Source organism: Nocardia sp. NPDC004123 (assembly GCF_053603795.1).
The window spans coordinates 69622-94425 of sequence record NZ_JBSGGG010000022.1 but is presented as its reverse complement, the minus strand read 5'-3'; the positions used below and the strand labels follow the sequence as shown (position 1 = coordinate 94425).

Here is a 24804-nt window from a genome sequence, read left to right as displayed (position 1 = left end):
CGGATCAGCCTGCGGCCGCGGGCGGTTCGGCGGTGGCGGGATCGAGCAGGCCGAACAGTTCACCCTGCGGCGCGGCCATGATGGCCATTCGGCCGAAGGGTCCGTCGGTGGCGGACATGAGCACGGTCGCGCCCAGCTCCACGGCCCGGGTGAGGCCGGAGTCGATGCCCTCGAACTGGAACCAGGTCAGCCAGTAGGGCTGGGCGGCGGCCACGCCGTTGACGCTGTCGTCGTTGATGCCGCCGACCGACTCGGTCCCGCCGGGCGGGGTGAAGGTGGCGTAGCGCATGGCCTCGTCGTCGAATTCGGTGAAGGTGAAGCCGAAGACCTCGCCGTAGAAGGCCTTGGCGGCGGCGAAATCGCCGGTGTGCAGATCGTTCCAGACGTAGGCGCCGTGTTCGTTGTACACCGCCGCGCCGTCGTGCGCGCGGGCCTGCCAGACCGCGAAGGGCGCGCCGGAGGCGTCGGCGGCCACGAACATGCGGCCGGACTCCAGCACGTCGAAGGCCGGCACCAGCAGGCTGCCGCCCGCGGCGGTCACCTGCTCGGCGGCTTTGTCGGCGTCGGCGACCGCGAGGTAGGTGGTCCACACCGACGGCACCCCGGCCTCCGGCTTGGGCCCGATGCCCGCCACCGCGTGTCCGTCGCGCAGGGCCATGAGGTATCCCCCGGCGTCCTCGCCGCCGCCTTGCATGTCCCAGCCGAAGAGCGCGGCGTAGAACTCACCGGCCTTCGCCGGATCGTCGACCTGACAGTCGACCCAGCACGGTGTTCCCGGGGGCCAGGCCTCATTGCGTATCGGCATCGGTCATCACCTTTCCGCCTCTCCGCGACTTTCGCTCATAGCCGACCAGTCAACCACCGCAATCCGGCACAGTCGGCGTGTCCGCCGAATTACAGTGGGAACCATGCGTTTCGGGCTGGACTACGCCGCAGGTCGTCCCGCGCCGAGTGCCATCAGGGCGGCCGGATACGACTTCGTCATCCGCTACCTGTCCGACGGCGGGCCCACCCTGCCGGGCAAGCTCCTCACTCCCGCCGAGGCGGACGGCCTGCGCGCACAGGGCATTTCCATCGTCTCCAACTGGGAGACCACCGCCGCCCGCATGCTCGACGGCTACGGCGCGGGCGTCACCGATGCGCGTGCCGCACTGGCCCAGGTGCTGCGCTGCGGGGGCCGGGCCGACCGGCCCATCTACTTCTCCGCCGATTTCGACGCCACCCCGCAGCAGCAGGTGCCCATCGACGCCTACCTGGACGGCGCGGCCAGCGTCATCGGACGCGCGAATGTCGGGATCTACGGCGGATATTGGCCGGTGAGCCGGGCGCTGGACAGCGGGACCGCGACCTGGGCGTGGCAGACGGTGGCCTGGTCCGGGGGGAATATCGATCCGCGTATCGCCCTCTATCAGACCGGCGAGCAGGTCACGGTCGACGGCGTGCAATGCGATGTGAACCAAACCGACCGAGCCGACTTCGGCCAGTGGGATGTGGAAACGGAGGAACCCGACTTGACTCCCGAACAGGACGAGGTGTTGCGCGACATCCAGACTCAGCTGCGCGGTCCCGGTCTGCAGGGCTGGCCGCAGCTGGGCACCGATGCCCAGGGCCGCGACCGGACGGTGGTGGACGGGCTGGCGGCGGCACTGGCGCAGATCGACGAACTGCGCACCGAGATCAGCGATCTGGAGACCACGACGGCCGAGCTCAAGGACGAGGTGGCGCGGCTGTCGGGTCAGCATCGCTGGCCGTTCCCCTTCTCGCTGGTGGAGGGTCCGGCCACGGCGATCGCCGATCAGCTGGCAAAGCTCGAGCAGTTGCTGCCCGGAGTGCCGCTGCCCGGCTGGGGCACCGGCCCGAACGGCCATCCGGCCGCCGCGGAACAAGCTCCGGCGGCGCAGCAGCCGAACGTGGTATCCGACAGTTGATTTGGCCGATTTGTCGGATTTATTCCAGCACACGGCCGGCGACCGACCGGACCGCATGTTATTGCGGAACAGTGCGTGAACTGGCGTGAAAGCGAGCCTGAACTGGCCCTGAAGTGGCGATGAGCGGGTTCTTCTGTGATCAGAAGAACCCGCCCTCAAGGCACGAGAATACCGTCGCCAGGCTACGAGTTCACAACTTCGGGGAAACTTTTTCGCACCCACGCCACATTCGGACGACCGAGCGCGGTAGGGGCAACACCCGAGCAGATGCCCGGTGGGACAGCAACTTCGGGGCTATTGTCCGGATCGTCCGATCAGGCCGCGCTCCACCGCCCGCGCGAGCCGGCGCGGCACCTGGTACACCACTCCCCCGACCTCGACCGGAATCAGATCCGGCGGAGTCGCCTTCCACTGCGAGCGCCGGCTGCGGGTATTGGCCCGCGACATTCTGCCCTTCGGAACGGCCATGGTCAGTTCTCCTCATCCCTGGTCGAATTGCGATTGCCACGAACGCGTTTGCCGTAGCGGCGCTCGAACTTCTCCACGCGGCCCGCGGTGTCGAGCACACGCTGATTCCCGGTCCAGAACGGATGCGAATCCGAGGTCACATCGACCACCAGCAGCGGGTAGGTATTGCCGTCCTCCCACTCGATGGTGCGAGTGGACACCGCGGTGGAACGGGTCAGGAAGCACTTTCCGGTGCTCACGTCCTGGAAGACCACCGGATGGTAGTCGGGGTGAATTCCCTGTTTCATCACTTCACCTTTCGTTGTTGCGCGTGGCGCCGTCCCCGGCGCTGGGCACGGATCGGGTTGTGTCACATGGCTCTTCGTGCTGATCGCCGAACGGGTCCGCCCACAGCGCGACCCGTTCCGGCGCGAAGCGCACCTGCCGCAGTTCGTCCTCGTCCACCAGCGCCCAGTGCAGCGCGTGGCGGACCTCCTCGGGATCGGCGTCGGCGACCAGGATCACCAGCGAGGTGTGGCGGTCGCCGAAGTGCTCGTGCCAGCGCAGCGAGGCCAGCGCGCGCCGCTCCGGATCCACCTCGTCCAGTTCCCCGGATGCCATGGCCGCCAGCCACTTTCCCGCGCCGCCGACCCGCAGCCCGCCGCCCGCCGATTCCAGCCACACCACCTCGTCCGGCTGGGTGGCCAGCCACACCCGGCCCCGGGCGCTCACCACGCCGTCCAGCAGCACGTCGATGGCCGAGTGCAGCCGATCGGGGTGAAAGGGGCGGTCGGTGGCGAATTCCACCAGTGCCACACCGCAATCCGGCTCCAGCGGCGGACCGCCGGCCAGCAGCGGGGCGTGCGGATCGAAGGGTGCGCCGCGGCGCGCGTCCGCGGGTACCCGGCGCAGCAGCCAGGTCAGGTCGTCGGCACCCAGGGCGGGCGGCCCGGCCATCCAGGCGACCGGGGCGCGCGGGGCCAGCCGGGCCAGCACTGCGGCGGTGCGCTCGCGGTCCAGCAGATCGGCGTCGCCGTCGAAAACCACCAGGGCATCGGCGAATTCGACCTGGCCGACGGCCAGCTGCGCCACCGTGCGCTCGTCCTCCGCGGTGGCGTGGCCGCGCTCGGACAGCGTCTCGTCGCCGGTGGCGTCGGCCAGCCAGTCGCGGGCGTCGACACAGGTGAGGACGGTGTCGACGCGCACGCTGCGCCCGGCCGGGCCGTCGACCCGGCCGACCACGCCGGTCACCGTCACGTCGGCGATGGCCTGGCACACCGCCTCCGCCTCGAAGGCCGGATCCAGCGCGAGCACGATGCGCCGCACCGAATCCCGCTCGGCCAGCAGGCACAGGTAGGGCAGCAGGTCGGCGCGCAAGGTGCAGGAGACGCAGCCGTGCGCGAGTTCCAGCACGGTCGTGGTCTCCCGGCCGTCGATGCGGACGATGCGCCGCACCACGCCCTGGCGTAGCTCGCTCAGGTCGTGCCGGACCACGACCGTTCCGGGCTTCCCGCCCAGCAGGCGGGCGGCCTGCTCGACACCCTCGGCAGCGCGTCCGGGGAGTCCCGCGAGGACGAGCACGGGCTTGCGTTGGGACGGCACCGGTCCCCCTTTCGACAATGATTTTCAATTACCGAGGACCGAGGGTACCGTGGAATAGATTCGTTGTCGAAAACGATTGTCATGTACATCTACCACCGGAAGGGGTGCCCATGTCGGCCATCTGCCAGGTCACCGGCCGCAAGCCGGGCTTCGGCAAGTCCGTATCGCACTCGCACAAGCGGACCAACCGGCGCTGGGACCCCAATATCCAGCGCAAGACCTACTACCTGCCCAGCGAGGACCGGCGCATCACGCTGACCGTCTCCACCAAGGGCATCAAGACCATCGACCGCGACGGCATCGAGGCAGTGGTAGCCCGGCTGCGCGCCCGCGGCGAGAAGATCTGAAAGGGAGAGCAATGGCATCGAAATCGACCGACATCCGGCCCGTCGTCAAGCTGAAGTCCACGGCCGGGACCGGCTACACCTACGTCACCCGCAAGAACCGGCGCAACGATCCCGACCGGATGATCCTGAAGAAGTACGACCCGGTCGCCCGCAGGCACGTCGACTTCCGTGAGGACCGGTGACGTGGCCAAGAAATCGAAGATCGCCAAGAACGAAGCGCGCAAACTCGTCGTGGCACGGTGGGCGCAGCGGCGCGCGGAATTGAAGGAGATCATCCGCAAACCGGCGAGCAGCGACACCGAACGGGCGGCCGCGCAGGCCGCCCTGCAGAAGCTGCCGCGGGATGCCAGTCCGGTACGATTGCGCAATCGGGACGCCGCGGACGGACGCCCGCGTGGTCATCTCCGCAAGTTCGGTCTCTCGCGTGTGCGCGTTCGCGCGATGGCCCATCGAGGAGAGCTGCCCGGTGTGCACAAATCGAGCTGGTAAGCATCCACGATTCGTGAGTGAGGAACCGCTGACATGGCAGTGAAGCGAGCACCGTCGAAGAAGGTCCGTGCCGAGCAGGCCCGTCGCCCGAAGAAGAATCCCCTCATCGCCGCCGGCGTCGAGACCGTCGACTACAAGGATGTGAACCTGCTCCGCACGTTCATCTCCGACCGCGGCAAGATCCGCAGCCGCCGCGTGACGGGGCTGACCCCGCAGCAGCAGCGCCAGGTCGCCGTCGCGGTCAAGAACGCCCGCGAGATGGCGCTGCTCCCCTTCACGAGCCGCTAGCGATCGCCTGAAACGACGAAAAGAAAAGAGGCTCCGATGCTTTCGCATCGGAGCCTCTTTCTTTGATCCCGAAATCCTTGGCGGAGCGCCGATTACGGGATGGTCAGCACCTGGCCGGGCTGGATGAGGTCGGGGTTGTCGATGCCGCTGGCGTTGGCGATCTCCTGGTAGCGGTTGCCGTCGCCGTAGAAGCGCTCGGCGATGGCCCACAGGGTGTCACCCGGCTCGACGGTGTAGGTCTGGGCGGCGGGCGGCGGCGGGGGCACGTCCTCGACGACCGCGGCGGGCTGGGCCTGGACCGGCTCCGGTGCGGGGAGCGGGTTGTCGGTGTTGGTGCCCGACGACCAGACGGCGCCTTCGGGGCCGTACAGCACCACATTGCGGTCGGGCTGGACGACCAGACGGTCCACGTTCTTGCCATTGGTCTCGGTGGACCAGGCGGCGCCGTCCTCCTTGTAGAGAACGAAGTTGCCGTCGTCTTGCAGGGTGGCCCGGACGACGCCCTGGCCGTTGGTGCCGGTGGCCCACACGACATTGCCGCTCGGTTCGGACAGCACCAGGTTGCCATCATCTTGCAGAGTCAGGGTGTAGGCACCGCCTTGCAGCGCTTCTCCACGACCGAGTTCTTCGCCGACCTTCAACGAGTCGCCCACGGTGCGTCCTTTCGGGAGGGGGGATCATGAGATAAGCCGATGGCGCGGAACTGCATTCGCACATCTGTCACGACACTACCGATCGCGCGCCGGTCACCGCACGGTTACGCGCCGGTTCTGCGAAGATTTCGGCGTGTCTTCGCCAGAAATTCGCCAGGGGGCCGAAGCCGGCGCGTACGCCTGCCGTGCGGTCGCGGACACTAGGGTGTCAGCCATGTACGGGACACGGGGACGCCGCCTGATCGCTGCCGCCGCAGCCACTCTGATCGGGCTCACCATCACGGCGTGCGGAAGCACGAAGAGCAACGGCGACCAATCGAAGACCGGCGCCGCCGCGACCAGCACCAAGACCACGCCCACCGAGGCGCCCAACGGGCAGATCGGACGGGCCTTCACGGCGGATCCGACTATCGTGAGCCCACACGGCATTTCGTTCGACAGCTGGACCCGGGTCGCACCCGACCGGATCGCGGTCAACTTCCAGACCGGCTCCCCCGAGTGCTACGGCGTGAACGCCACCGTCACCGAAACCTCCTCGACCGTCACCGTCGACCTGAAGTCCGGCACCCTGCCCGACGCGGTCGGCAAGATGTGCACCATGATCGCCGTCTTCGGCACCCTCGAAATCCAGCTGAAGTCCCCGCTGGGTGATCGAAAAGTCCTCAGCGCCACCTAGTTTCCCGGCGCTGCGGCGGAGGCGGTCCATGCACGCGACAGGGGCCCGGATCGATGTGCGATCCAGGCCCCTGCCCCGATGTTGTTGTCCCGCTGCACGACTCGCGTCAGCGGGGCCTCATCCTCAGTGCGCGAAGTGCCGGGAACCGGTCAGGTACAAGGTCACTCCGGCCTCACGGCACAGCTCGATGGTGTCCTTGTCACGGATCGAACCACCCGGATGCACGATGGCGCGCACGCCGGCGGCCACCAGGATCTGCGGGCCGTCCGAGAACGGGAAGAACGCGTCCGAGGCCGCCACCGAACCCTTGGCGCGGTCACCGGCCCGCTCCACCGCCAGCTTGCAGGAGTCGACCCGGTTGACCTGACCCATGCCGACGCCGACGGCCGCGCCGTCATCGGCCAGCAGGATGGCGTTGGACTTCACGGCACGGCACGCGCGCCAGGCGAATTCGAGATCGCGCAGGGTGGCCTCGTCGGCGGCCTCACCCGCGGCCAGCGTCCAGTTGGCGGCGCTGTCACCCGCGGCGTCGAGGATGTCGCGCTCCTGCAGCAGCACACCGCCACTGACCGGACGCAGCTCCGCACCCTTGCGCTGGGCCGGCTCGGCCACCAGCACGCGCACGTTCTTCTTGCGCTGCAACACCTCGACCGCGCCATTGGCGTAGGACGGGGCCACGATGACCTCGGTGAAGATGTCGGCGACCTGCTCGGCCATCTCCACGGAGACCTCGCGGTTGGCCGCGATCACGCCGCCGTACGCGGAGACCGGGTCGGTGGCGTGCGCCTTGCGGTGCGCCTCGGCGATATCCGCGCCGACCGCGATGCCGCACGGGTTGGCGTGCTTGATGACCGCCACGGCCGGCTCGTCGAAGTCGTATGCGGCGCGCCAGGCGGCGTCGGCGTCGGTGTAGTTGTTGTACGACATCTCCTTGCCGTGCAACTGCTGCGCCTGCGCCAGCCCGACCGGGCCACCCTGGTTGGTGTACAGCGCGGCCGCCTGATGCGGGTTCTCGCCGTAGCGCAGCACATCCGCGCGCTGCCAGGTGCCGCCGATCCACTCCGGGAACTGCTGCGCGTCTTCGGGTTCCGGCGCGACGGCCGGGACCGCCACACTGGTCATCCAGCTTGCGACGGCCACATCGTAGGTGGCGGTGTGCTGGAAAGCCTTGGCGGCCAACGCGGTCCGCTCGGCCAGGGTGAAACCGCCCTGCTGCACGGCGGCGATCACGTCGGCGTAGTCACCGGTGTTCACCACGACCGCGACCGACGGGTGGTTCTTGGCGGCGGCGCGCACCATGGACGGCCCGCCGATGTCGATCTGCTCGACGCACTCGTCGACGCTCGCGCCGGACGCGACCGTCTGGGTGAACGGGTACAGGTTCACCACGACGAGCTGGAAGGCCTCGACACCCAGCTCGACGAGCTGGTCGACGTGCTCCTCCTTGCGGGTGTCGGCCAGGATGCCGGCGTGCACCCGCGGGTGCAGCGTCTTGACCCGGCCGTCCAGGGTCTCCGGGAAACCGGTCAGGTCTTCGACCTTGGTGACCGGAATGCCGGCGTCGGCGATCTTGCCGGCGGTCGAGCCGGTCGACACCAGCTCCACGCCGGCACTGTGCAGACCGGTGGCCAGTTCGATCAGACCGGTCTTGTCGTAGACGCTTACGAGGGCCCGCTTGATCGGCTTGCGTTCACTCACCGGAGAACTCGCTCATCTGGGATAACTGCCTTTCGTCCATCGGAGACTATGCCTCGGGTAGCGACAGCGGCGACGACCTCCGCCAGCAGCCGGCGCTCCACGACCTTGATGCGCTCGTGCAGGGTGTCCTCGTCGTCATCGGGCAGCACCGTGACCGCCTCCTGCGCCAGGATCGGCCCGGTGTCGACACCGGTGTCGACCAGATGCACGGTGGAACCGGTCACCCGCACGCCGTAGGCGAGCGCGTCCCGCACCCCGTGCGCGCCCGGGAAGGCGGGCAACAGCGCGGGATGGGTATTGATGATGCGACCGCCGAAACGGTCCATGAAAGCGGGGCCGAGAATCTTCATGAAGCCCGCGGACACCACCAGATCGGGTTCGAAGGCGGCGACCACCTCGGTGAGCGCGACATCCCACGCGGCGCGGTCCGGGAAATCGCGCAGCGCGACCTTGAACGACGAGACATCGAAGGCCGCGGCGTGCTCGGTGGCGGCGCAATCGCGATCCACCCCGACGGCGACCACAGTGGCCGGATAACCCGGCTGCTGCGTCGCTTCCAGCAGCGAACGCAACAGGGATCCGGTGCCGGAAGCCAGCACCACGACGCTCGCGGGCGCGGTCGGCGGCAGCTGCGGGGCGGGCGTGGACGTCAGCGCACTACTCCCTGTCGATCGGAGCGGGATGGGGACGGCGGAAACGAACCCGCCGCCTCAAGCCTAACGACCGTCCACTTGCTACTTGTCCGGCAGGTCTCCCTCTACCACTTCCGCGTCGACGATGTCGGGGTTGTCGGTGGATTTCACAGCGGCCGCGGCGGCGTACTCGTCCTGGTCGTCGACCAGTTCGGCGTCGAGGGCGCCGTCGAGATCCTCGTCGCCGTACCAGCCGCCCTCGTCGTCGAAATCCTCGTCGTAGTCGTCGTACTCGTCATCGTCGTACTCGTCATCGTCGTAGTCGTCGTCCGCGTACTCGGCGTCGTCGTCCGCGTAGTAGTAGTCGTCCTCGTAGTCATCGTCATAGGCGTCGTCGAAGGCCGCGGGGGCCACCACGGCCGGGCCGCCGAAGAACCGGGCGCCCAGCATGCCCACGTATCCGGCGACGGCCAGCCAGATAAACACCAGCGCCGCGCCCACCGCGTTCGGCGCGATCCGGCCGAAGGTGCCCAGCTCGCCCCCGGCCACCACGCCCAGCAGCGCCACCACGACGGCCGCCACCCCGGCGGCGGTCAGCGTCGCCCAGGGCGCGGTCGCCCGATCATGCGAGGTGCGTCCACACTCCAGGCCCGACAGCACCCCGATCGCCGCGGGCGCGAGGAGCAGCACCAGCCACCACACCGCCACCGGACCCGACGGCACCGCGGCCGCCACCGGCACCGCGGGTACCGGCGCGCCCTGAATCGCGAACAGGCTCAACGATCCCGGGCCGATCTGTACCTGGCCGCCGGCCAGCACGCTCACCGCGTCGACCGCCACATTCGGCAGGTAGGCCAGCGACAGCAGCGTCAAACCCAGTGCGCCGACCGCGTTTCCGGCCGCATGGTAGGTGTCGCCGAGGCGGGACCAGTGCAGCAGGAACGACACCACCGTCACCGCGGTCGCCGCCAGCAGCAGGCGGCCCACTGCCCGCAGCCCCGTCCGGAAACCGGGAACCACCCAGTCCGGCAAGGGAATCGGCAGCAGATCGGCGAAGTCGCGCCAGCGTCGCGCACCGATGCCCACGAGCGCCGCCAGTAGATTCAGCCCGAGCACCCAGGCGAAGGCGGCCAGGGTGTCCGGCGGCTGCAGCGACACCACCGCCGCCGCGTCCTCGGCCACCGCGAGGCACACCGCGGTGATCAGCAGCGGGCCGCCCACCGCGGCGCCCAGCACCCAGCCCAGCTCGGCGGTCTCGCACTCCGGCCCGGCCGCCTGCGCGCTGTCCCGCGCCACCAGCCACAGCATCAGCAGGGTCGGCAGCAGCGGCCACAGCCCAATCCCGGTCTTGCCGATCACCAGCGGAACCTGGTGCACCGCAAGCCAGCTCGCGGCGATGGCGCCCGACGAACCGCTCATCCCGCTGCCCGCCGCGAACAGGGTGGCGTACACCAGCACGAAGATCACCAGCAGCGTGATGGCCGAGGCGCGCGCGGCGACCAGCATCAGCACCCGGGCGCGTTCCGGGGTCAGCGATCCGAAACCCCCGCCGCCCCCGCCGCGCCGCCGGACCGGGGGCCGCGGCTGCTCCCGGAGATCGGGGTCGCTCAGGCGAGCCAGGGCAGTTCTGGGGGCATTCATGGACATCCAGCGTGGCAGCATCTCGGAAACCGTGGGGTCAGGCGCGCCGGAACGACCGGCGCGCTGGCAAAAGAGAACGGCCCCCGGTCACATACCGGAGGCCGCTCCTGACGGGAGGCGAAACTACTTGTCGTCCTGGCCCGGCCGGAAGGCCCGGGTGGCGTCCGCCGACGGATCCGCCGCCTGCTCGCCGCCGAACGGCTGCGCCGGGCGCTGTGCCTGGGCGCCGAAATGCTGGGTCGCGTCCGCACTCCCGGCCGGCTGCTGCGGCGTGCCGTACGGCGACTGCTGGCCGTAACCGGGCTGGGCGGGCTGCTGGCCGTAGGACGGCGGCTGCTGGCCGTAGGTCGGCTGGGAACCGGTGCCGTAGCCCGCGGGCTGCTGACCGTAACCGGCCGGCTGACCGTAGGACGGCTGCTGCGGCTGCTGACCGTACCCCGCCGGCTGACCGAACGACGGCTGCTGACCGTAGCCGGGCTGCTGACCGAACGCCTGCTGCTGATACTGCGGCCCGGTGGAGCTGAACGGCTGCGGCGGCTGCTGACCGTAACCACCCTGCGGCGCGGCCGGTTTCGGCTCCGGCGCCTTCACGATGCCGAGCTCGAACAGCAGCGCCAGCACGGCCACCACGGCCTGCACGAACGACAGGAACAGGATCACCCAGCCGCCCCACTTCAGCGTCACGCTGTCGCCGAGGTCGAAGGAGCCGAACAGGATGCCCAGGAACGCGCCGAACGAGGCGGCCGCCACGATGCCGGTGTTGCCGCTCTGCTTGGGCAGCAGCGACAGGCCGGCCAGCAGACCCGCGATCAGCAGGATCGTCACCAGCGCCGCGGAGCCGGTGCTCTCGAACAGGCTGAAGCTGGTGTCACCGCCGACCCGGGTGTTGCCGATCTCGACGGCCTTGGTGCCGATATAGGGCGCGAAGCCGAGCAGGAAGTTGATGACGCCGAGTGCGGCCACGCCCACGGCGAGGAAGAACGGCAGGCCCTTGCCCGCAACGGGCGACGTGCCCGACCCGGCAGCAGGGGCGCCCATGGGCTGCGAGCCGTAGCCAGGTACGGAGGAGGGCGTCGGCTGGGGCGCGTTGTATCCCGAGCCCCCGGTCGGGTATGACATGTCGTCGTCTCCTATCGAGTCGTTCACGAACCTCCACCGACGCTACTGCACTCGACGGCAGCGGGCACCATCTACCACCAGCCGTGGCTCGACCGCAATACCCGAATCGGCGCGGTGCACAACCGCGTTACCCGGACCGTCGCACCCGCAAACCCCCGCCCCGGGCCGGTTTCGTCACAGGACCGCGAATCACGAAGGCCGCCCGTCGAATTCGACAGGCGGCCTTCGTATTCAGCCAATCAGATCTCGCCCTGTGCCCTGCTTCCGCCAGGAAACAGGGCACAGGCATTCATCAAGCGCTGATGCTCGCCTTCTCCAGGATCTCGCGCGCCAGGGCGGCGGTCTCGGACGGGGTCTTGCCGACCTTCACGCCCGCGGCCTCGAGGGCGTCCTTCTTGGCCTGGGCGGTACCGGCGGAGCCGGAGACGATGGCGCCGGCGTGGCCCATGGTCTTGCCCTCCGGCGCGGTGAAGCCCGCGACGTAGCCGACGACCGGCTTGCTGACGTTGGCCTGGATGTAGGCCGCGGCCCGCTCCTCGGCGTCGCCGCCGATCTCGCCGATCATGACGATGAGCTTGGTCTCCGGGTCCTTCTCGAACGCCTCGATGGCGTCGATGTGGGTGGTGCCGATGACCGGGTCGCCGCCGATGCCGATGGCGGTGGAGAAACCGAAGTCCCGCAGCTCGTACATCATCTGGTAGGTCAGGGTGCCGGACTTGGAGACCAGGCCGATCGGGCCCTTGCCGGTGATGTTGGCCGGGGTGATGCCGACCAGCGACTCACCCGGGGTGATGATGCCGGGGCAGTTCGGGCCGATGATGCGGGTCTTGTTGCCCTTGTCCACGTTGTAGGCCCACGCGTAGGCGGTGTCCTGCACCGGGATGCCCTCGGTGATGACCACGAGCAGCGGGATCTCCGCGTCGATGGCCTCGATGATGGCGTCCTTCGAGAAGGCCGGGGGAACGAACGCGATGGAGGTGTCCGCGCCGGTCTTCTCCATGGCCTCGGCGACGGTCGCGAAGACCGGCAGCTCGACCTCGTTGCCCTGGGCGTCGACGTGCTTGACGGTGGTACCCGCCTTGCGCGCGTTGACACCGCCGACCACGTTGGTGCCCGCCTTCAGCATCAGGGCGGTGTGCTTGGTGCCCTCGCCGCCGGTGATGCCCTGGACGATGACCTTGTTGTCCTTGTTCAGGAAGATAGACATGTTGGTTCGTGTCCTTACTTGGCCGCAGCCAGCTCGGCGGCCTTGTCGGCGCCTTCGTCCATGGTCTGAGCGAGGGTCACCAGGGGGTGGTTGGCGTCGACGAGGATCTTGCGACCCTCCTCGACCTTGTTGCCGTCGAGGCGGACGACCAGCGGCTTGTTGGCCTCGGCGCCCAGGATCTCCAGGGCCTGCACGATGCCGTTCGCGACCGCGTCACAGGCGGTGATGCCACCGAAGACGTTCACGAACACCGACTTGACCTGCTCGTCGTTGAGGATGACGTCCAGGCCCGCGGCCATGACGGCGGCCGAAGCGCCACCGCCGATGTCGAGGAAGTTGGCGGGCTTGACGCCGCCGTGGTTCTCACCGGCGTAGGCGACGACGTCCAGGGTCGACATGACCAGGCCGGCGCCGTTGCCGATGATGCCGACCTCGCCGTCGAGCTTCACGTAGTTGAGGTCGTTCTGCTTGGCCTTGAGCTCGAGCGGGTCGGTGGCGTCGATGTCCGCGAACTCGGCGTGGTCGGGGTGGCGGAACTCGGCGTTCTCGTCCAGGGTCACCTTGCCGTCGAGGGCGAGGATCTCGTCGTTGGGGGTACGCACCAGCGGGTTGACCTCGACCAGGGTCGCGTCCTCCTTGATGAACACCTCCCACAGCTTCTGGATGGTCACCGCGGCGGCGTCGAGGATGTCGGCGGGCAGGTGGCCCTGCTCGGCGATGGAACGGGCGAAGGCCAGGTCCACGCCCTTGACGGCGTCGACCGGCACCTTGGCCAGGCGGTCCGGCTTGGTGGCGGCCACCTCCTCGATCTCCATGCCGCCCTCGACCGAGCACATGGCCAGGTAGGTGCGGTTGGAGCGATCGAGCAGGAAGGAGATGTAGTACTCCGAGGCGATGTCCTTGGCCTCGGCAACCAGGATCTTCTTGGTGATGTGGCCCTTGATGTCCAGGCCCAGGATGTTCTGCGCGTGGGTGAAGGCGTCGTCGGGGGTGGCGGCGTACTTCACGCCACCGGCCTTGCCGCGGCCACCGACTTTGACCTGCGACTTGATCATCACCGGCTTGCCGATTTCTTCCGCGATCGCACGGGCGTCCTCGGCCGAGTCCGTGACGCGGCCCTCCGACGAAGGCACTCCGTGCTTCACGAAGAGTTCCTTCGCCTGATATTCGAAGAGATCCATGTACTCACCGTCTCGTCTGCGTTGTTGTGACAACGTCTTGGTTGGCGGCCCGTCGTCGGAGGCGGGTTGGCTCGGACTCTAATCAGTCACATGGAGCGGAAATCAGCCGCATACAGCCTAAGTGGCGCAGGTCACGGTACTGTCTCCGCGGCCGCAAAAGCCCTCGTCAATGCTACTCATCGGTAGCTTGTTGACCCCGCGCCAGGTGGGACACACGAATCCCGGACCGTGATACTGGCTACTACGTTGCGTCGTCGACAAACCTCACTCGGTTACCCGAAGCACAGTGAGCGCATTCCCGCTCGGAACGTGATCAATATCACAGCAGCGTGTCGAACCAAGTCCATCGCTTGCTGAGCCGCAATCGTTTCGTTACCGTCGTTGCGGTCGATGTCACAACCCGGTCACGGACAGGAGGACGGCAGGCTTGACGCAGCACAGCGCTCCCAAGGTAATGAGCCGCTTCGCAGGCGACTTGTCGGCCCCGCAGCACTCTCCGGACCGGCGCAAATGAGCGACGGCCCCTTCCCCTCGCAGCCCCGCGCCCGTCGCGGACACCGCTATCGCGAGGACGCAGAGAATTACGGCGGCGCGACCACCTTCGATGCCCCCGCCCCGACGCACAGCGGGGTCGCCCACGGCGACTGGGATGCCACCCAGGCCTGGAACGGCGACACGCAGTGGGATTCCGGCTCCGAGTGGAATTCCGATGCGGACTGGAACGGCGGTCAGCAGTGGGGTGAGACCCCGCAGTGGGACGAATCCGCCGACTGGCAGCCCGAACCGAGCTGGGACTACAACGCCCAGACCACCGTGAACGGCTGGGCCGCACCGAATCCGAGTGATTGGGCCCCGCAGTCGCGGACCAACTGGGATCCGACCGCGGACCCGACCCCCTCCGACGAGTACCGGCCGGTCTACACGTTCAAGACCGCGTCCGGCGAGAAGCTCCAGTTCTCCGGCGACGGCGCCCGCCTGAATCGCAGTGCGCGGGCGGCCGATGTCGAGCACGACGCCGACTACGACGACGAGCCGCGCCCGACCCGCTCCGGCGGCAAGCGCCGCTCCGGCGGCACCCACCGCCTACCCGCCCCGCCCACCGCCCTCAAGGGCCGCGCCGCGGTCGTGGCGGTCGCGGCCGGTGCGGTCGTGGCCGCGGGCCAGGCCACCATCGAGTCCACGGGCCATGACAACAGCAATGTCGACTATCAGGCCGCCAACCAGGTCAAGGAGGTCGCTGCGACCTCGGTGGTCGGCGACGGCGCCCCCGGATCGCCCCAGGTGGTGAGCCCGAACGCGCCCGCGAGCCTGGACCAGTTCAACGACATTCTGGCCAAGGGCAAGCAGTTCGCCGCCGACATGGCCAACCAGGAGGCGTCGAAGAACCGGCCGCTGTGGACGAAGTTCGCCGCCGGCACCTTCACCTCCGGCTTCGGCATCCGCTGGGGCGTCGCCCACCAGGGCGTGGACATCGCCGCCCCGATCGGCACCCCGATCTACGCGGTCGCCGACGCCACCGTGCTCGAGGCCGGTCCCGCTTCCGGTTTCGGCATGTGGGTCCGGCTGCTCCACGACGACGGCACGGTCACCATCTACGGCCACATCGACACCGCGACCGTCTCGCAGGGCCAGCGCGTGCTGGCCGGCGACCAGATCGCGACCGTCGGTAACCGCGGCTTCTCGACCGGCCCGCACTGCCACTTCGAGGTCTGGCTGAACGGCGTCGACAAGATCGACCCGCTGCCCTGGCTGGCCTCGCGCGGCATCTCGCTCGGCCCCGAACGGGACTGACCCGCAACCGAACCCGATCTGAAAGGCGCGCCCGGCCGGGCGCGCCTTTCGGCGTTCCGGGCGGCTCCCCGCGGAATCGGGCTGACCGGCGACCGGATCGAACCCGTCATGCGGACCGTGCCGATCGACGCCGAGGCGTCGTGGCGGACGGCCCCATCGCGCGGCCCTGACGGCCCCGGAGGCGAGTCCGGCTGCTGCGCGCCGAGATCGCGTCGGGGTGATTGGATCCCGTTGCGGTACGGGCGATTCTGGACGCTCTGCTCGGGCCGGCAGGCGGGCCGCGCCGACGAGTGACGCCCGATCAGCGCGGTCCGAGCCCGATCAGCCGCGGTTGGAGCGGTACCAGCGGATCAGCGCGTCGGTGGACGAATCCGATTGCGGCGCGGGCTCTTCCGCCGCGGTCAGCAGCGGCTCCAGGGCCAGCGCCTGCTGCTTGCCCAGTTCCACGCCCCACTGGTCGAAGCTGTCGATGCCCCAGAGCGCACCCTCGGTGAACACCTGGTGCTCGTAGAGGGCGATCAGCTGGCCCAGCACCGACGGGGTCAGCTGCGGCGCCAGGATGGCCGTGGAGGGCCGGTTACCGGGCATCACCTTGTGCGGCACCAGGTTCGGGGCGGTGCCCTCGGCCGCGATCTCCTCGGCGGTCTTGCCGAAGGCCAGCACCTTGGTCTGGGCGAAGAGGTTGCTCATCAGGATGTCGTGCATGCTGCCCGAGCCGTCCATGGTGGGCAGATCGCTGACCGGACGGGCGAATCCGATGAAGTCGGCGGGCACCAGCCGGGTGCCCTGGTGCAGCAGCTGGTAGAAGGCGTGCTGGCCGTTGGTGCCGGGCTCGCCCCAGAAGATCTCGCCGGTGGAGGTGGTGACCGGGGTGCCGTCGGCGTGCACGGACTTGCCGTTGGACTCCATGGTCAGCTGCTGCAGATAGGCCGGGAAACGGGCCAGGTCGTTGGAGTACGGCAGCACCGCGCGGGACTGCGCGCCGAAGAAGTTCGAGTACCAGACGCCCAGCAGGCCGAGCAGGATCGGGCCGTTCTCCGCCAGCGGCGCATTCGCGAAATGCTCGTCCACGGCGTGCATTCCGGCCAGGAACTCGGCGAAACGCTCCTTGCCGATGACCGCCATGACCGACAGGCCGATGGCCGAGTCCACCGAGTAGCGGCCGCCGACCCAGTCCCAGAAGCCGAACATGTTGGCGGTGTCGATACCGAAGTCCGCCACCCGCTGCGCGTGGGTGGACACCGCGACGAAATGCTTTGCGACAGCGTCCTCGCCGAGCGCGGCCACCAGCCAGCGGCGGGCCGCGGTGGCATTGGTGAGCGTCTCCAGGGTGGAGAAGGTCTTGGAGGCGACGATGAACAGCGTGGTGGCCGGGTTCAGGCCGTCCAGCTTCGCCACCAGATCCGACGGATCGACATTCGAGACGAACCGCGCCGAGATGCCCGCGTCCGCGTAGTGCCGCAGGCCCAGCGTCACCATGGCCGGGCCCAGATCCGAGCCGCCGATGCCGATGTTCACCACCGTGGCGATGCGCTCGCCGGTGGCGCCGCGCCACTGCCCGGAGCGCACCTGGTCGGTGAATTCGCCCATGCGCCGCAGCACTTCGTGCACGTCGGTCTCGACGTCCTGGCCGTCCACCGTGAGCGGCCGGCCGACTGGCCGGCGCAGCCACACGTGCCCGACCGAGCGGTCTTCGGAGGTGTTGATGCGCTCGCCACCGAACATGGCGTCGCGGCGCTGCTCGACCCCGGCGGTCTGCGCCAATTCGGCCAGCAGGTCCAGGGTTTCGCGTGTCACCCGATGCTTGGAGTAGTCGATGTGCAGGTCGGCGACCTGCACGGTCAGCTCACGACCACGCTCGGGATCCTCGGCGAAGAACTCACGCAGATGCCGCCCGGCGAGAGAGGCGTGGTGATCGTGCAGTTTCCGCCAGACCGCCGATGCGGTGATGTCGCTGCTCACGATCGCCGAGGTTACAACCTTCACCTTGCGACGCGCAGGTAACAAGACGTCATTCGCGGGATTCTCCCAGCGCAGAGCGATTTTCGGCCGACAGCGGGGGTGCGGATTCCACGGACTCCGGCGGCTCGGACACACACGCGCCTAGGCTCGTCTCATGGTGACCGAAAGCGCCCTACTCTCGTCCATTCCCACGCGACTTTGGATCGGCGGACCGGTGGATGCCACCGGTGGCGCGACCTTCCCGGTGCACAATCCGGCGACGGGTGAGGTCATCGCCCAGGTCGCCGACGCGACACCCGAGGACGCGGTGCGCGCCCTCGACGCGGCCGCGGCCGTGCAGGCCGAATGGGCCGCCACCCCGGCCCGGCAGCGCGGGGAGATCCTGCGCGCGGTGTTCGAGGCGATCACGGCGCGGGCCGAGGAGTTCGCCCTCCTCATGACCCTCGAAATGGGTAAGGCCCTGCCGGAGAGCCGCAATGAGGTTCGCTACGGCGCGGAGTTCTTCCGCTGGTTCAGCGAGGAGGCGGTCCGCATTCACGGCCGCTACCAGCCCGCCCCGGCCGGGACCGGGCGAATCCTGGTGCACAAGCAGCCCGTCGGCCCGTGCCTGGCCATCACGCCCTGGAACTTCCCGCTGGCCATGGGCACCCGCAAGATCGGCCCGGCGCTGGCGGCGGGCTGCACCATGATCGTGAAGCCCGCGGGTGAGACCCCGCTGACCATGCTGCTGCTGGCCCAGCTCTGCAGCGAGGCCGGCCTGCCCGACGGCGTGCTGTCGGTCATCACCACCTCGCACTCGGGTGCGGTCACCGCGCCGCTGCTGAACGACCCGCGGCTGCGCAAGCTGACCTTCACCGGTTCCACGCCGGTCGGCAAGAAACTGGTCGAGCAGTCCGCGCACGGCCTGCTGCGCACCTCGATGGAGCTCGGCGGCAATGCCCCGTTCGTGGTCTTCGACGATGCCGACGTGGATGCCGCCGTGCAGGGCGCGCTGCTGGCCAAACTGCGCAATGGCGGTGAGGCGTGCACCGCGGCCAACCGCTTCCACGTCCAGAATTCGGTTCGCCAGGAATTCACCGACAAGCTGGTGGCGGCCATGGCGGAGTACCGGCTCGGCAATGGCGTGGACCCGGACACCACGCTGGGCCCGCTCGTCAACGAGAACCAGCTCGACACCGTGAGCGAGCTGGTCGACGACGCGGTGTCGGCGGGTGCGCAGGTGAAGCTGGGCGGCAAGGCCCCCGGCGGCCCGGGCTGGTTCTATCCGGCCACAGTGCTCACCGATATCCCGGCGCAGGCCCGCATCCTGCGCGAGGAGGTGTTCGGCCCGGTCGCCCCGATCGTCGGCTTCGACACCGAGGAGCAGGGCCTGGCCGCGGCCAACAACACCGAATTCGGCCTGGTCGCCTACGTGTACACGCGCAGTCTGGACCGGGCGCTGCGGGTGGCCGAGGGTCTGGAGAGCGGCATGGTCGGGGTTAATCGGGGCGTCATCTCCGACCCGGCCGCGCCCTTCGGCGGCGTGAAGGAATCCGGTTTCGGCCGGGAGGGCGGCTTCGAGGGCATCGAGGAATACCTCGACACCAAGTACATCGCCCTGCCGTAGACAGGAAAGAGCCGCCCCGGGGTCGAGACACCCGGGGCGGCTTTGGGGAGGCTGCATCCGTGGCACGCATGCAGCGCGGTCTGTGTGGGGCCGCACTTCGCGACGCACCGCATGGTGTATCGAGCATGCGATGCCCGGCGTTAACGGGCCCTGCCGAAGGCGGCGGGGCCGGGGGTTTCAGGGGTTCCGGGTGCGCAGCAGGCCCCCGAGAGCCTTACGAGAGTTGTCAGTGTCCGAGGCGGCCGCGGCCCAGGCGCAGCAGCAACATCGCGAGGGTGTGGCCCTCCTGGCCCAGCTCGCTGAATCGCTCGAGCACCTTCATCTCGCGGGAGTGGACGAGCTTGGGCCCGCCGTTCGCCATACGCGTTCGCCCGATGATGCGCGAGACCTCGGTGCGGCGCTTGATAGCGGCGAGGATTTCGGCGTCCAGCTTGTCGATTTCCAAGCGCAGCTTGTCGATCTCAGCCTCGGAGGGCAGGGCGGAGTCCGAGCCGGTGGCAGACTCGGAATGTCCCGTCGTCGAGATGCTCATTCTTCAACTCCTCGTGGTCCAGAACGTCGATCGGCGGGTGGACCCAACCTGTTACCGATCGGTTCTTCACCAAGAATCAGACCTGTTGGCCATACATTGTCCCCCTGGGACCGCACCACATTGTCCCCCCGGGATCGGGCTCAGGTGCAATGCGTCGCCTTGGAGCCGGTCATGCGACGAGTGTGCCATGCATAGGGACCTATGCAAAACAGGTACGTTTGTGAATCTCCTGAGTTTCCCGACCTGGTGCGGTTCACCGGATGTTCGCCGGACCGGCACTTATCGGACACCTGCGCGGTCCGCCCCGCCGTCTGTCGGTGCGCGCCGGTAGCGTGGATGGGCGATGAATACGACGGTGGCACAGGACGAGCAGAAGACCGAGCGGTTGCTCGAGGGATTGAATCCGCAACAGCGCGCCGCGGTGATGCACACCGGCACCCCGCTGCTGATCGTGGCCGGGGCCGGGTCCGGAAAGACCGCTGTCCTCACCCGTCGCATCGCCTATCTGCTCGACGCTCGCGGGGTGCGGCCCGGCGAGGTGCTGGCCATCACCTTCACCAACAAGGCCGCCGCCGAGATGCGCGAACGGGTGGCCGGGCTGGTCGGCCCGCGCGCGGCCGGCATGTGGGTGTCCACCTTCCACTCCAGCTGCGTGCGCATCCTGCGCACCCAGGCGTCGCTGCTGGCGGGGCTGAACTCCAACTTCTCCATCTACGACGCGGACGATTCCCGGCGGCTGCTGGGCATGATCATTCGCGATTTCGAGATCGACGCGAAGAAGTACTCGCCGCGCCTGCTGGCCACCGCCATCTCGAATCTCAAGAACGAGCTCATCGACCCGCCGCAGGCCGCGGCCGACGCCGAGACCGAGGACAGCGAGCTGCCGCGCATCGTGGCCCGGGTCTACGACGAGTACCAGCGGCGGCTGCGCGCGGCCAATGCCCTCGACTTCGACGATCTGATCGGTGAGACGGTGTCGCTGCTGCAGCGGCATCCGCAGGTGGCCGAGTACTACCGGCGGCGCTTCCGGCACGTGCTGGTCGACGAGTACCAGGACACCAACCACGCGCAGTACGTGCTGGTGCGCGAACTGGTGGGCCACCATCGGGGCGGGCCGGGTGACGATGTCGCTGCCGAGGATCGGGTGCCGCCCTCGGAGCTGTGCGTGGTGGGTGACGCGGACCAGTCCATCTATGCCTTCCGCGGCGCCACCATCCGCAATATCGAGGAGTTCGAGCGCGACTTCCCGGATGCGGAAACCATTCTGCTGGAACAGAACTACCGCTCCACCCAGTACATCCTGACCGCCGCCAACGCGGTGATCGCCCGCAACGAGGGCCGCCGCGAGAAGAAGCTGTGGACCGACCAGGGCGACGGCGATCTGATCGTCGGCTATGTGGCCGACAACGAGCACGACGAGGCCTCGTTCGTCGCCCGCGAGATCGACAGGCTGGTGGATCAGGGCGACGCCAACTACGCGGATGTGGCGGTCTTCTACCGCACCAACAACAATTCGCGGGCGCTGGAGGAGATCTTCATCCGCATGGGGCTGCCCTACAAGGTGGTCGGCGGGGTGCGCTTCTACGAGCGCAAGGAGGTTCGCGACATCGTGGCCTACCTGCGCGTCCTGGAGAACCCGGATGACGCGGTGAGCCTGCGGCGGGTGCTCAACACCCCGCGCCGCGGCATCGGCGACCGTGCGGAGGCCTGTGTGGCCGTGCACGCCGAACAGCGGAATATCGGCTTCGCGCAGGCGCTCCGGGACGCGGCCGCGGGCAAGGTGGCGCTGCTCAACAGCCGCTCGCAGCGGGCCATCGCCGGATTCCTGGAGCTGCTGGAGGAGATCCGGGCCGCGGGCGCGCAGGCCGACATGGACTTCCCGGATGTGGGTTCGGTGGTGGAGGCGGTACTGGACCGCACCGGCTATCGCGCCGAGCTGGAGGCCTCCGACGATCCGCAGGACGGCGCGCGCCTGGACAACCTCAACGAATTGGTCAGCGTCGCACGCGAATTCAGTTCCGAGGCGCGCAACAATGTGGAGGCCGCGCGGGCCGAGGGCATGCTGCCCGAGCAGGCCGAGGGCGAACCGGAACCGGGTTCGCTGGCGGCGTTCCTGGAGCGCGTCTCGCTGGTGGCCGACGCGGACCAGATTCCCGAAGAGGGTTCGGGCGTGGTCACGTTGATGACCCTGCACACCGCCAAGGGCCTGGAGTTCCCGGTCGTGTTCGTGACCGGCTGGGAGGACGGCCAGTTCCCGCACATGCGCGCCCTGGGCGATCCGACGGAGCTGCAGGAGGAGCGCCGGCTGGCGTATGTGGGCATCACGCGCGCCCGCAAGCGCCTGTATCTGACCCGGGCCGTGGTCCGTTCGGGTTGGGGGCAGCCGGTCTCCAATCCGGAATCCCGCTTCCTGCAGGAGATTCCGGGCCATCTGGTGGATTGGCGGCGGCTGGAGCCGGCCCCGTCGCAGACCTCGCGCGGTTTCCGCCGGCGCGGCGAAGACGAAGGGCTGGAACGGGATTGGACCCGCGGTGACGGCTGGTCGGAGCCCCGCCCCGGTCTGCGCGATCGCGGCGAGCGGCGGCCCGCGCCGGCCGCCGCGGGGGTCAAGCGCAACAACACCGGTCTGGTGCTGGCCGTCGGCGACCGGGTCAACGACGACAAGTACGGCCTGGGCCGGGTGATCGCCGCCGAGGGCTTCGGCTCGCTGGCGACGGTCACCATCGACTTCGGCACGGCCGGCAAGATCCGGCTGATCCCGCAGTACAGCCGGACCCTGACCAAGCTCTGATCAGTTGGTGTGGCGGCTGAGGACGGCGTAGGCGCGCACGGCGTCCTCGGGGAAGACCAGGATCCGGAAGCGGTCCTTGATATTTCGCCAACGGTGGATGCGTGCCCGGCCCATGGTGGCGCGTACCCCGTGGGAGTGCAGCAGCTGCCGGACGGCGCGCGCGGACTGCATGTCGTAGACGGTGGCGGCGGGCACCAGCAGCCCGTATTCCTCGTCGCCGGTGCGTGTCCGGAGTTTCATCCTCGACTCCCGTTGTCCTGCTTGGCTTTCAGCATGGTGAGCTGTGCGTGCTCCTCATCATGATGCTGGGCGGCCAGGAGCGCGCGCTCCTCGGGTGGGTCGGCGGTGAGGAACCCGCCGGGTCCGGGTTTGCCCGCGGAGCCGAGCTTGCTCATCTTCTTGGGGACGGCCGCGCCCTGGTACGCCAGGGGAATCGGATGGCCGTGCCGGTCCACCGGCCCGAGCGACTGGTGCACCTCGATGTACTCGCCGTGCGGCAGCCGTTTGATGATGCCGGTCTCGATGCCGTGCTCGAGCACCGCCCGGTCGCTGCGCTGCAGGCCCAGGCAGAACCGGTAGGCCACGGCGTAGGCCAGCGGCGGCAGGGTCAGCAGCGCGATCCGGAAGAACCAGGTGGTCGCGTTGAGGGAGACGTCGAACTTCAGCGCGATGATGTCGTTCACGCAGGCGAAGGTGAGCACCAGGTAGAAGGCGATGGCCATGGCTCCGATCGCGGTGCGCACCGGCACATCTCGCGGCCGCTGCAGCAGATTGTGGTGCGCGGTGTCCTTGGTCAGCCGCTTCTCGATCCACGGGTACAGCGGGATCACCGCCAGCACGATGCCCATCACCACCGCCACCCAGAAGGGCGCGGGAATGGTGTAGCGGCCCAGGTAGATCTCCCAGGGCGGCATGAGCCGGGCCAGGCCGTCGGTCCACATCATGTAGAAGTCGGGCTGGGATCCGGCCGACACCTGGGCGGGGTTGTAGGGCCCCAGATTCCAGATCGGGTTGATCTGGAACAGCCCGCCCATGAGCGCGACGGTGGCCAGGGTGAAGGCGAAGAACGCGCCCTGGTCCAGGGAGAACACCGGAACGATGCGCGCGCCCACCACATTTCGCTCGGTGCGGGCGGGCCCGGGGAACTGGGTGTGCTTCTGGTACCAGACGAGTGCGATGTGAGCGCCGATGAGCGCCAGCATGATTCCCGGGAACAGCAGCACGTGGGTGATGTAGAGCCGCGGGATCAGGACGGTGCCGGGGAATTCTCCGCCGAAGAGGAAGAAGTGGATCCAGGTGCCCACCACCGGGACCGCCATGGTGATGCCGCCCAGCGGTGACCGCAGGCCGGTGCCGGAGAGCAGGTCGTCGGGCAGCGAGTAGCCGAAGTAGCCCTCGAACATGGCCAGGATCAACAGGACCGCGCCGATCACCCAGGTGGCCTCGCGGGGTTTGCGGAAGGCGCCGGTGAAGAACACCCGGAACATGTGGATGATGATCGACGCCGCGAACAGCAGGGCGGCCCAGTGGTGGACCTGCCGCACGAACAGCCCGCCGCGCACGTCGAAGGAGATGTCCAGCACGCTGCGGTAGGCGGCCGACATCTGGACGCCGCGCAGCGGCTGGTAGCTGCCGTTGTAGGTCACCTCGGTCATGGACGGCTCGAAGTAGAGCGTGAGGTAGACCCCGGACAGCAGCAGGATGATGAAGCTGTAGAGCGCGATCTCCCCGAGCAGGAACGACCAGTGGGTCGGGAAGACCTTGTTGATGGAGCGTTTCAGACCCGCGGCCAGGTGATACCGCTGGTCGGCGGCATCGGCGCGGTTCGCGGTGGCATTCATGAACATGAGACGCCGGAGCGGGCCGAAACGTGACACCTGGATCGAGGGGTTGTCCCGGATCACACCCCGCGCGGTGTCGTCGGGGCGGGTGTCAGCCGATGCTGGTCTGGGTGCCGAGGGTGAAGGTATGGCCGTGCGACGTGCAGGTCATGCCGCCGCCGTGCGGACGCCCGCCGAGGCAGGTCGCGCCCGCGTAGTCGAACTGGGTGCCGGCGTAGACGTTTCCGGCGGGCGCGGCACGTCCCAGAGCTGACGGGCATTCGGATTGCCGTGCCGGCCGCCGAGGCCGAAGGTCGGGTGGGCGGGGCACAATAGTCGTGCGCCGCGGGCGTATTCCGAACAACAAAGGCACAGATCTGGCTGGACTACTGGT

25 protein-coding genes are annotated in these 24804 nt (G+C 68.7%); 9 read left to right on the top strand and 16 right to left on the bottom strand.

All coding sequences use genetic code 11. The features are described 5' to 3' along the window. Positions 1–4 precede the first annotated feature (4 nt). On the bottom strand, positions 5–805 hold the full coding sequence (locus ACWEQQ_RS29900) for a VOC family protein (protein WP_452341734.1): 801 nt from the start codon (positions 803–805) through the stop codon (positions 5–7). 103 nt (positions 806–908) lie between these two features. Between ACWEQQ_RS29900 and ACWEQQ_RS29895 the strand changes: the two genes are divergently transcribed. After that, complete coding sequence (locus ACWEQQ_RS29895; RefSeq protein ID WP_452350593.1) at positions 909–1928, top strand: DUF1906 domain-containing protein; 1020 nt, start codon at positions 909–911, stop codon at positions 1926–1928. 294 nt (positions 1929–2222) lie between these two features. Here ACWEQQ_RS29895 and rpmF read toward each other — a convergent pair whose 3' ends face one another. The 3 genes from rpmF to mrf are packed head-to-tail and all read right to left on the bottom strand — an operon-like array spanning position 2223 to position 3977. Then, the gene (rpmF, locus tag ACWEQQ_RS29890) at positions 2223–2396 is read right to left on the bottom strand and encodes a 50S ribosomal protein L32 (RefSeq protein ID WP_452350592.1); all 174 of its coding nucleotides are present in this window, start codon (positions 2394–2396) and stop codon (positions 2223–2225) included. Positions 2397–2398: 2 nt separating this feature from the next. After that, positions 2399–2683: a type B 50S ribosomal protein L31 gene (locus tag ACWEQQ_RS29885; protein WP_354836286.1), complete on the bottom strand. Its 285-nt coding sequence runs from the start codon at positions 2681–2683 to the stop codon at positions 2399–2401. Positions 2684–2687: 4 nt separating this feature from the next. Continuing rightward, positions 2688–3977: a ribosome hibernation factor-recruiting GTPase MRF gene (mrf, locus tag ACWEQQ_RS29880; protein ID WP_452350591.1), complete on the bottom strand. Its 1290-nt coding sequence runs from the start codon at positions 3975–3977 to the stop codon at positions 2688–2690. A gap of 110 nt (positions 3978–4087) precedes the next feature. On the opposite strand from mrf, the gene rpmB reads away from it, so the two are divergent. The 4 genes from rpmB to rpsR are packed head-to-tail and all read left to right on the top strand — an operon-like array spanning position 4088 to position 5101. Next, positions 4088–4324, top strand: a complete 237-nt coding sequence (rpmB, locus tag ACWEQQ_RS29875) for a 50S ribosomal protein L28 (RefSeq protein WP_354836567.1) — start codon at positions 4088–4090, stop codon at positions 4322–4324. 11 nt (positions 4325–4335) lie between these two features. Beyond that, the gene (gene rpmG, locus ACWEQQ_RS29870; protein WP_354836290.1) at positions 4336–4506 is read left to right on the top strand and encodes a 50S ribosomal protein L33; all 171 of its coding nucleotides are present in this window, start codon (positions 4336–4338) and stop codon (positions 4504–4506) included. 1 nt (position 4507) lies between these two features. Then, positions 4508–4813, top strand: a complete 306-nt coding sequence (rpsN, locus tag ACWEQQ_RS29865) for a 30S ribosomal protein S14 (RefSeq protein ID WP_354836292.1) — start codon at positions 4508–4510, stop codon at positions 4811–4813. Between the two features lie 33 nt (positions 4814–4846). Then, positions 4847–5101, top strand: coding sequence for a 30S ribosomal protein S18 (rpsR, locus tag ACWEQQ_RS29860; protein ID WP_040695439.1), 255 nt, complete (start codon positions 4847–4849; stop codon positions 5099–5101). A gap of 92 nt (positions 5102–5193) precedes the next feature. On the opposite strand, the gene ACWEQQ_RS29855 is transcribed toward rpsR, so the two are convergent. Beyond that, on the bottom strand, positions 5194–5754 hold the full coding sequence (locus tag ACWEQQ_RS29855) for a LysM peptidoglycan-binding domain-containing protein (RefSeq protein WP_452341730.1): 561 nt from the start codon (positions 5752–5754) through the stop codon (positions 5194–5196). Positions 5755–5968: 214 nt separating this feature from the next. On the opposite strand from ACWEQQ_RS29855, the gene ACWEQQ_RS29850 reads away from it, so the two are divergent. Next, entirely contained in the window at positions 5969–6430 is a 462-nt protein-coding gene (locus tag ACWEQQ_RS29850; protein ID WP_452350590.1) for a hypothetical protein, read from the top strand. 123 nt (positions 6431–6553) lie between these two features. Here ACWEQQ_RS29850 and purH read toward each other — a convergent pair whose 3' ends face one another. From purH to sucC, 6 genes are all read right to left on the bottom strand, one after another. Beyond that, positions 6554–8128: a bifunctional phosphoribosylaminoimidazolecarboxamide formyltransferase/IMP cyclohydrolase gene (gene purH, locus ACWEQQ_RS29845; RefSeq protein ID WP_452341728.1), complete on the bottom strand. Its 1575-nt coding sequence runs from the start codon at positions 8126–8128 to the stop codon at positions 6554–6556. Beyond that, positions 8125–8757, bottom strand: coding sequence for a phosphoribosylglycinamide formyltransferase (purN, locus tag ACWEQQ_RS29840; protein ID WP_354836569.1), 633 nt, complete (start codon positions 8755–8757; stop codon positions 8125–8127). Before purN ends, purH begins: the two co-directional genes overlap by 4 nt. Positions 8758–8862: 105 nt before the next feature. Continuing rightward, on the bottom strand, positions 8863–10401 hold the full coding sequence (locus tag ACWEQQ_RS29835) for a cell division protein PerM (protein ID WP_452350589.1): 1539 nt from the start codon (positions 10399–10401) through the stop codon (positions 8863–8865). A gap of 123 nt (positions 10402–10524) precedes the next feature. Continuing rightward, a complete protein-coding gene (locus tag ACWEQQ_RS29830) occupies positions 10525–11520 on the bottom strand; it encodes a DUF5336 domain-containing protein (protein ID WP_452350588.1) in 996 nt (331 codons plus the stop codon). Between the two features lie 292 nt (positions 11521–11812). Beyond that, positions 11813–12727 carry a succinate--CoA ligase subunit alpha gene (gene sucD, locus ACWEQQ_RS29825; protein WP_379387303.1) on the bottom strand — a complete coding sequence of 305 codons (915 nt, stop codon included), beginning with the start codon at positions 12725–12727 and terminating at the stop codon, positions 11813–11815. 14 nt (positions 12728–12741) lie between these two features. Next, positions 12742–13908, bottom strand: a complete 1167-nt coding sequence (gene sucC, locus ACWEQQ_RS29820) for an ADP-forming succinate--CoA ligase subunit beta (protein ID WP_154789973.1) — start codon at positions 13906–13908, stop codon at positions 12742–12744. A 510-nt stretch (positions 13909–14418) separates the two neighbouring features. On the opposite strand from sucC, the gene ACWEQQ_RS29815 reads away from it, so the two are divergent. After that, positions 14419–15699 (top strand): M23 family metallopeptidase, encoded by a 1281-nt coding sequence (locus ACWEQQ_RS29815; RefSeq protein WP_452350587.1) that lies wholly within the window; start codon positions 14419–14421, stop codon positions 15697–15699. A 321-nt stretch (positions 15700–16020) separates the two neighbouring features. On the opposite strand, the gene pgi is transcribed toward ACWEQQ_RS29815, so the two are convergent. Beyond that, a complete protein-coding gene (gene pgi, locus ACWEQQ_RS29810; protein ID WP_452350586.1) occupies positions 16021–17661 on the bottom strand; it encodes a glucose-6-phosphate isomerase in 1641 nt (546 codons plus the stop codon). Between the two features lie 154 nt (positions 17662–17815). On the opposite strand from pgi, the gene ACWEQQ_RS29805 reads away from it, so the two are divergent. Beyond that, a complete protein-coding gene (locus ACWEQQ_RS29805) occupies positions 17816–19267 on the top strand; it encodes an NAD-dependent succinate-semialdehyde dehydrogenase (RefSeq protein WP_452350585.1) in 1452 nt (483 codons plus the stop codon). Between the two features lie 226 nt (positions 19268–19493). Here ACWEQQ_RS29805 and ACWEQQ_RS29800 read toward each other — a convergent pair whose 3' ends face one another. Next, complete coding sequence (locus tag ACWEQQ_RS29800; RefSeq protein ID WP_354836317.1) at positions 19494–19799, bottom strand: chorismate mutase; 306 nt, start codon at positions 19797–19799, stop codon at positions 19494–19496. Between the two features lie 343 nt (positions 19800–20142). Here ACWEQQ_RS29800 and pcrA point away from each other — a divergent pair, with 343 nt between their 5' ends. Then, the gene (pcrA, locus tag ACWEQQ_RS29795) at positions 20143–22590 is read left to right on the top strand and encodes a DNA helicase PcrA (RefSeq protein WP_452341723.1); all 2448 of its coding nucleotides are present in this window, start codon (positions 20143–20145) and stop codon (positions 22588–22590) included. Here pcrA and ACWEQQ_RS29790 read toward each other — a convergent pair whose 3' ends face one another. The 3 genes from ACWEQQ_RS29790 to ACWEQQ_RS29780 all read right to left on the bottom strand — a co-directional run bounded on the left by ACWEQQ_RS29790 (position 22591) and on the right by ACWEQQ_RS29780 (position 24741). Beyond that, on the bottom strand, positions 22591–22830 hold the full coding sequence (locus ACWEQQ_RS29790) for a hypothetical protein (RefSeq protein ID WP_452341722.1): 240 nt from the start codon (positions 22828–22830) through the stop codon (positions 22591–22593). Continuing rightward, entirely contained in the window at positions 22827–24431 is a 1605-nt protein-coding gene (gene qcrB, locus ACWEQQ_RS29785; protein WP_452350584.1) for a cytochrome bc1 complex cytochrome b subunit, read from the bottom strand. The genes ACWEQQ_RS29790 and qcrB overlap by 4 nt, the downstream gene beginning before the upstream one ends. 91 nt (positions 24432–24522) lie before the next feature. Beyond that, complete coding sequence (locus ACWEQQ_RS29780; protein WP_452350583.1) at positions 24523–24741, bottom strand: hypothetical protein; 219 nt, start codon at positions 24739–24741, stop codon at positions 24523–24525. Positions 24742–24804: the final 63 nt, after the last annotated feature.